General features: G+C 62.1%; 6 protein-coding genes. 3 read left to right on the top strand and 3 right to left on the bottom strand.

Annotated features, from left to right (window positions below; translation table 11 throughout):
* The 3 genes from H4684_RS12495 to H4684_RS12485 form a co-directional block, all read right to left on the bottom strand.
* Positions 1-194: hypothetical protein (locus H4684_RS12495; RefSeq protein WP_192623983.1), on the bottom strand; the 194-nt coding region annotated here is incomplete at its 3' end.
* A gap of 157 nt (positions 195-351) precedes the next feature.
* On the bottom strand, positions 352-1101 hold the full coding sequence (locus tag H4684_RS12490) for a TetR/AcrR family transcriptional regulator (RefSeq protein WP_192623982.1): 750 nt from the start codon (positions 1099-1101) through the stop codon (positions 352-354).
* A gap of 465 nt (positions 1102-1566) precedes the next feature.
* Positions 1567-2976: a mannose-1-phosphate guanylyltransferase/mannose-6-phosphate isomerase gene (locus H4684_RS12485; protein ID WP_192623981.1), complete on the bottom strand. Its 1410-nt coding sequence runs from the start codon at positions 2974-2976 to the stop codon at positions 1567-1569.
* Positions 2977-3207: 231 nt separating this feature from the next.
* Here H4684_RS12485 and H4684_RS12480 point away from each other — a divergent pair, with 231 nt between their 5' ends.
* From H4684_RS12480 to hypF, 3 genes are read left to right on the top strand one after another with little or no spacing between them, the layout of a single operon-like run.
* Positions 3208-4041 (top strand): rhodanese-like domain-containing protein, encoded by an 834-nt coding sequence (locus H4684_RS12480; protein ID WP_192623980.1) that lies wholly within the window; start codon positions 3208-3210, stop codon positions 4039-4041.
* Complete coding sequence (locus H4684_RS12475) at positions 4034-4945, top strand: DUF362 domain-containing protein (RefSeq protein ID WP_192623979.1); 912 nt, start codon at positions 4034-4036, stop codon at positions 4943-4945. Before H4684_RS12480 ends, H4684_RS12475 begins: the two co-directional genes overlap by 8 nt.
* A gap of 51 nt (positions 4946-4996) precedes the next feature.
* Positions 4997-7297: a carbamoyltransferase HypF gene (gene hypF, locus H4684_RS12470; protein ID WP_192623978.1), complete on the top strand. Its 2301-nt coding sequence runs from the start codon at positions 4997-4999 to the stop codon at positions 7295-7297.
* Positions 7298-7306 lie beyond the last annotated feature (9 nt).

Genomic DNA, 7306 nt, shown 5'->3' with positions numbered 1-7306 from the left:
TCCGTTTTGCCTTGGCACATGAGGCCGACCAATGTGCGGAAAATTTCACGCTCCTTGATCTGCGGAGCTTTTCCAGGCCCAAGACGGTCGACCAGTGTATCCAGGCCGCAAACCCTGGCCATCTCGCCGATCAGAGCCAGGCCGACGTGGCCAATGTTGTTTCCTTCGTTTCGCTTGATATCGGTGATGAGCATTGCAAACTCCTGCCGCACCCAATGGGTGCAAAATCGTATTCAGGAAAAGCAAGTTCAATATACCGATATCATTGATTTATTTCAAGTGCAAAATGTTTCAAAACTGTATATTCAATGCAACTTTTTCACGGATTCAGGTTCTTTTCCCGGGTCATTTTCATTTCATGTGCTCCGAAATATGAGTGATCCCACCCAGTGAAAAACGGGTGATGTGCAGGGCCGCCTCCGAAACCTCGTCGGGTGTGAAAGGCAGGCCGTCGCGCTGGGCCATGAGCGCGTCCCTGTTCGTGTTGTAAAAAAGAATCTGGGCAACGATGGAACGCCCCATCATCTGGATGCGCATATCGTCCCGGCCATCCGCGATCATGCCCCCTTCCCGGGCCAGATCGAGCAGCAGCGGCGCCAGAAAATTCCGGACATCCTCCCTGTGCTTCCGGGCGTGAACCTCGAAAGGCGGCATGGGATGGACAAAGGCCTCGGACAGCATCCGCCCGAGCATGCACTCGTCCTCACGGCCCTCTGGAAACAGGATGCGACACAGAAACGCGAACACGAAACCATGCAGCCGCTCGGCCGAAGGGGCATCGTCGGACACCCCGCCATTCATGGGGTATATGGCCAAAAGCTCGTCCAGAAGGATGCGCAGGACCTCCGCCAGGAGCTCCTCCTTGCTGCCGAAATGGTAATTCACGGCAGCGACATTGGCATTGGCGGCGCGGCATATCTCCCGCACCGTGACCCCGCCCCCCTTGCGCCCGAACACCTCCCGCCCCGCCAGCAGGAGCCGGTGGCGCGTCTGGACGTCCGCCGCCGGGTCCCTGGCATCCTGTCCGAGGCACGAACCACGGCCGTCTATAACTCCCCGCGCGGCCTTCAGCAATCGCTCCGCCACCTTCTGCATCGTCATGGGCACCCCTTGTTTCAAACGGCGTTTGAAACAAGGTTTTGATCACGTCAAGCAAAAAATTGCCCAACCTTCGCACCCCGGCGCCACAAAAAAAACCCGCCTGGGCACGTGCACAGACGGGAAAGCAAAATTACGGAAATAAAGCCTCAAGGCGCTTTTAGCGCCCGTAGACGTCCTCGAAACGCCTACTACATTAATCTATAGCTTTTGCCCGCAGCGACGCAGCAATCGGGCCTTTCTCGCCTGCCCGGCGAAAAGTGCGATCCAAACTTTTTCTTTCCACCGTCAGCACACCACGGTGAGGGGCGATCCCAAACTTTTTTTTACACCGTCAGCACGCCACGGTGAGGGGCGAGAAAGGTTCGAGGGCAAGGAGCGTGGGTAAAAGCTGAGCCGAAGTGTAGCCGACTACATGAGGCTCAGCTTTTGCCCGCAGCGACGCAGCAATCGGGCCTTTATCGCCCCTCACCGGCCGTAGACGTCCTCGAAGCGGACGATATCGTCCTCGCCAAGGTAGCTCCCGACCTGCACCTCGATCAGTTCAAGCGGAATCTTGCCGGGGTTGGCCATGCGGTGCACCACTCCAAGAGGCAGGTATACGGACTCGTTCTCGCGCAGCAGGATCTCCTCGCTGTCCCGGGTAACCAGCGCCGTGCCCTGGACCACCACCCAGTGCTCGGCGCGATGAAAATGCTTCTGCAGGGACAAAACCTGCCCCGGCGCGACCACGATGCGCTTGACCTGATAACGCACGCCATCGCCGATGGACTCGTAATGCCCCCAGGGCCTGAAGACCTTCTTGTGGGAGACGGCCTCGATGCGATTCTCGGCCTTGAGCTTGTCCACGATCTTCTTGACTTCCTGCACCCGGTCACGCGGCGAAATGAGGACCGCGTCGGAGGTCTCGACCACGATGTGGTTCTCAAGGCCCACGGCGGCCAGAAGGCGTGTCTCGGCGTGCAGATAGGAGTCATGGACGTCGCAGAGAACCACGTCCCCCTTGCTCACGTTGCCGCTCTCGTCCTTGCTCCCGGCCTGCCACAGCGCGTCCCAGGAACCCAGATCGTTCCAGCCGCAGGACAGGGGGACCATTACCCCCCGGTCCGTCTGCTCCATGACCGCGTAATCCACGGAATCCTCGGGACAGGCGGCAAAGGCGTCCCGGTCCAGCCGCAGAAAGTCCAGGTCCTGTCCGGCAAGCTCAAGAGCCTTGCGGCAGGACTCCACGATGGCCGGTGCGAAGCGGTCCAGTTCGGACAGCACGGCCTTTGCGCGGAACACGAACATGCCGGAATTCCAGAAATATTGCCCAGAGGCGACATAGCTCTCCGCCGTAGGCAGGTCGGGCTTTTCCACGAAACGCTCGATGGCGCGGGCCGAGGAGTCCGGAAGCGCCGGTCCCTGGAGGATGTAGCCGTACCCGGTCTCCGGGGCCGAAGGGACGATGCCGAAGGTGACCAGATGGTCCGCTTCGGCATGCACGGCGGCTTGGCGCACGGCCTCGTGAAACCGCTCCGGTTCTCCGATGAGGTGATCCGCCGGAAGCACGAGGAGCACGGCCTCAGGGTCGGTCTCCAGGGCCTTCATGGCCGCGATGGCCACGGCCGGGGCGGTGTTCCTGCCGACGGGCTCAAGGATGATCGCCGCCGGCGACACGCCAAGGGCCCGCATCTGCTCGGCGATGATGAAGCGATGCTCTTCGTTGCATATGATGATGGGCCGTGCGACCTCGTCCAGTCCCTGCAAGCGCAGCAGCGTGTTCTGGACCAGGGTCCGGTCGTCGATGAGCGGCAGCAGCTGCTTGGGGTACAGTTTTCGCGATAGGGGCCAAAGCCTGGTGCCGGAGCCGCCGGCAAGAATGACTGGAATGATCATGTTCTGCTCCAAAAAAAAGAAATGAGGGCATGCGCGCCAAAACTCGGCTTATGTACCTTGGATGATGACAAAATCAAATGGCAATTTCAGCGCCCCTTGCCACGCGGAACGGGGTGTGCGACCGTCGCCGGACCCTTGCCGGTCATGCCCGGCCAGGGGGTCTGGATTTATGAATGTCTTTGCCGTACAGGAAGGGTTAACGCCAACCGAGGCACACAAAGAGGCAGGGTGATGAGCAGACAAGTTATTGATATTTTTCCAGATGAACTCGAAGAACTCAAGAACAAGACCAGGGAGCGCGACTATCTGCTGATCGATGTCCGACAGCCTGGAGAATTCGCCCAGAGCCACATTCCAGGCGCCCAGCTCATCCCGCTGCCGGAGATCGAAAACCGCATGACGGAGCTGGACGGGGAAAAAAACCTGATCCTCTACTGCCGCACCGGCGGCAGATCCTCCGTGGCCGCCGCCCTGATCAAGGACGCCGGACCAAGGCAGGGCGCGCTCTACAATCTGGTCGGCGGAATCGCCGGCTGGGAGGGCAAGGCCCTGAAAGACATCCCGCATCTGGAGCTCTTCCCCCGGGACATGGCCTTGAGCCAGACCCTCTACCGGGCCATGAACATGGAAAAGGGAGCCTGGCTTTTCTACAACGAGCTCGCCCAGGAATACAAGGGGAAGGAACTCGGCGACATGATCAAGGATCTTGGCGGCATGGAAGAGGTCCACGCCCGCGCCGTCTTCACCTACTGGAAGAAAAACAGCCCCACACCCATCACCGACGGCTTCGAGGAAACGTTCGAGCGCCTGGACGGCCGGATCATGGAGGGCGGCAAGCCCATTTCGGCCTGGATGGCCCGTCTGGGCACGGATCCCGAAGACCGAATGCTGCGACTTCTGGAACTGGCCTGCGAAATCGAGTACTACGCCTACGATCTCTACCGGGGTCTGGCCAAACGTGACCGCGACAGCGAAGCGGTCCGGACCTACCTCATGCTCGCCGAGCAGGAAAAAGCCCACGTCCGCGTCGTCACCAAGGCTCTGGACCGGTTCTTTGGTGATTGAAGTCTTCCTGAGGCAGACGCCGGACTACGCCCATGCCGCAGGCATGATCCCGGAACTGCTCGACAACGTGCTCCCGGACATCGCCGGCTCCCGGCTGCTCATCAAACCCAACTTCGTGGCGCTGCGCGGGGCGCACCCGTGCTGCACCCATCCCGTGGTCATCGCCGCCGTCGCAAGGCACTGCATTGAACGCGGGGCGCGCGTCACCATCGGGGATTCACCCGCATTCGGAACCGCCCAGGCCATCGCCCATGGCATCGGGCTGACCGAACTGCTGCGCCCCCTTGGCCTTGAGGTCGTCACCCTGAACAGCGGCGTTTGCGTCAAGAGCGGACCCGTGCGGGTCCAGGTCTCGTCTGTGGCGCTAAACGCCGACCTGATCCTGAATCTCCCCAAATTCAAGGCCCATTCACAGATGCGGTTCAGCGGCGCGGTCAAAAACCTGTTCGGATGCGTGACCGGGGTGCGCAAGGCCTGGCTGCACGCCCTGCACGGCGACAAAAAGGACCGCTTCGTGGCCATGATCTGCGGACTCATGCAAGTCCTGCCGCCCACGGTCAGCCTCATGGACGGAGTGCAGGCCATGCATCGCACCGGACCCATCTCAGGCGAGGCCTATCCGCTCGGCTTCCTCGGAGCGAGCGCCAGTCCCGTGGCCATGGATGCGGCGGCGGGCATGGTCCTTGGCGCGCCGCCGGAATTTTTCCCCATCTGGGCCCATTGCCTGCGCGAAAGGCTGCCCGGCGCGGACACGGCGGCCCTGGGCTTTCCCGGGGACAAACCCGAGGATTTCGACGCTGCGGACTTCATCCTCCCGGCATCGCTCAAGCCGGAGTCGTTTCGGCCGGACATCCTCTTTTGCAGCCTGGTCAAGCGCGCGTGGCTGGCTCGATGCAAAAGCTGACCAAACCGATTCTATTCATCTCAATAAAGGACACAACACCGGATATCTCAAATGCTCATGCAACGCTGGAAATGGATCATCACCGGAGGGGTGCAGGGTGTGGGCTTTCGGCCCTTCGTCTACAAGGCGGCACTGCACGCCAAGGTCACGGGGCAGGTCCTGAACACGCCCGAAGGAGTGCTCATCGAGGTTCAGGGCACGCCGGACCGGCTTGAGGCCTTCGAAGACACCTTCTCCGCCACCATCCCCCCCCTGGCCCGCATCGTGACCTGGGACCGGGAAGTGACCTCGCCGCTGCCCGGGGAGGACGCCTTCCAAATCCTCAAAAGTACGGGCGGGCACGGGCATCAGGTGCTCATCAGCCCCGACGTGGCCACCTGCGACGACTGCATCGCGGACATGCGCGACCCGGGCAACCGCAGATACCGCTACGCGTTCACCAACTGCACCAACTGCGGGCCGCGCTACACCATCACCCGCTCCATCCCCTACGATCGCGCCTGCACCTCCATGAGCTGCTTCCCGCTCTGTGCGGACTGCCAGGAGGAATACGAGAACCCGCTGGACCGGCGCTTCCACGCCCAGCCCAACGCCTGCCCCGAATGCGGCCCGAAACTGTGGCTGACGGACAGGACGGGCCGGACCCTGTGCGAAAACGACGAAGCCGTGCGCCGCACCGCCGCCCTGCTGCTTGAGGGCAGACTGTTGGCCATGAAGGGCCTGGGCGGTTTCCACCTCGTCTGCGACGCCCGCGACCAGGAGGCCGTGCAGGAACTCAGAACCCGCAAGAACCGCAAGGACAAACCCCTGGCGATCATGGTCGCGGACCTCGATGCGGCCCTGTCCTTCTGCGTTTTGTCCGAGGCTGAACGGGAACTGCTGACCGGCAGGCAGCGGCCCATCGTCCTGGCCCGGGCCCGCAAGGACTCGGGGCTCGCGCCCGGACTGTCCCCGGACACCGCCTTTCTGGGCGTCATGCTGCCCTACACGCCCCTGCACCATGTGCTCTTCGATGAACTCAAACGCTCAGGGATTCTCCCGGCGGCCCTGGTCATGACCTCCGGAAACCTGAGTTCCGACCCCATCTGCCTTGGCAATCGCGAGGCATTGCGACGCCTTTCCGGCATCGCCGACAATTTTCTGCTGCACGACCGCGACATCCTGATCCGCTGCGACGATTCGGTGCTGCGGGTGGTGGACGAAAAGCCCCAATTCATCCGCAGGGCGCGCGGCTACACCCCGGCACCCATCGATCTGGCCAAGGACGGCCCGACGGTGCTTGGCGTCGGCCCCCTGCTCAAGAACACCCTGTGCCTGACCAAGGGTCGGCAGGCTTTTGTTTCCCAGCACATCGGCGATCTGGACCACCTCGAAGCCTACGGCTTCTTCCGGGAAATCCGCGCCCACCTGCAGGACATCCTGCAAGTCGAACCACAGGCCGTGGTCCACGACCTGCACCCGGATTTTCTAAGCACCGGCTTCGCCCGTGAGTCCGGACTGCCCTGCCTGCCCCTGCAGCATCATTTTGCGCACATCCACGCGGTCCTGGCCGAAAACCGGCACATCGGGACGGCCATCGGACTGGCCCTGGACGGAGTCGGGCTTGGCGACGACGGCACCATGTGGGGCGGCGAGGCCCTGCTGGTCGATACGGCGAAACTCGAACACAGGCGTCTGGCGCGCTTTTCCCAGGTCATGCTGCCCGGCGGGGATGTGGCCACGCGCGAACCCTGGCGGCTGGCGCGGGCCCACCTGCATGCCCTCGGCATCCAGGCTCCGGGCGAAAAGCCCTGGCCCTGGCTGCAGGAATACGCCGCCGCCGACAAGGTCGTCGCCCAGGTGCTGGAGCGCCGCATCAATTCGCCGCTCTCCTCCAGCTGCGGAAGACTTTTCGATGCAGTGTCGGCCATGCTCGGCCTTTGCGAACGTATCTCCTACGAGGGGCAGGCGGCAATCAGGCTCGAAGCGATACAGGACAAAGAGGAAAAAGGTGTTTATTCGTGTCCCGTAATCGAATATGACGGGATCGTGGAACTTGATACCCTTGAACTTTTTGCGCAGGTTCATGCCGAGTGGCGCGACGGTGAACGCCCGGCAACAATAAGCAGGCGCTTTCATCTTGGTCTCATTGACGGACTGTGCAGGCTTTGCCTCCATCTGGCCGAGAGGTGCTCCTGCACCACCGTGGCCCTGAGCGGCGGGGTCATGCAGAATCTGACCCTGGCCACCGAGCTTCCCAGGGCCCTGGCCGCGCAGGGGGCAACCGTCCTGACCCACCGCGAACTGCCGCCCAACGATGCCTGCATCTCACTTGGCCAGGCAGCCTACGGACAACTGGTCCTGCAACCCTAACAGGAGTGC

It is taken from the genome of Desulfomicrobium macestii (assembly GCF_014873765.1).
GTDB lineage: Bacteria > Desulfobacterota > Desulfovibrionia > Desulfovibrionales > Desulfomicrobiaceae > Desulfomicrobium > Desulfomicrobium macestii.
The sequence above is the reverse complement of the archived record's forward strand: the minus strand, read 5'-3'. Positions and strand labels throughout refer to the sequence as shown.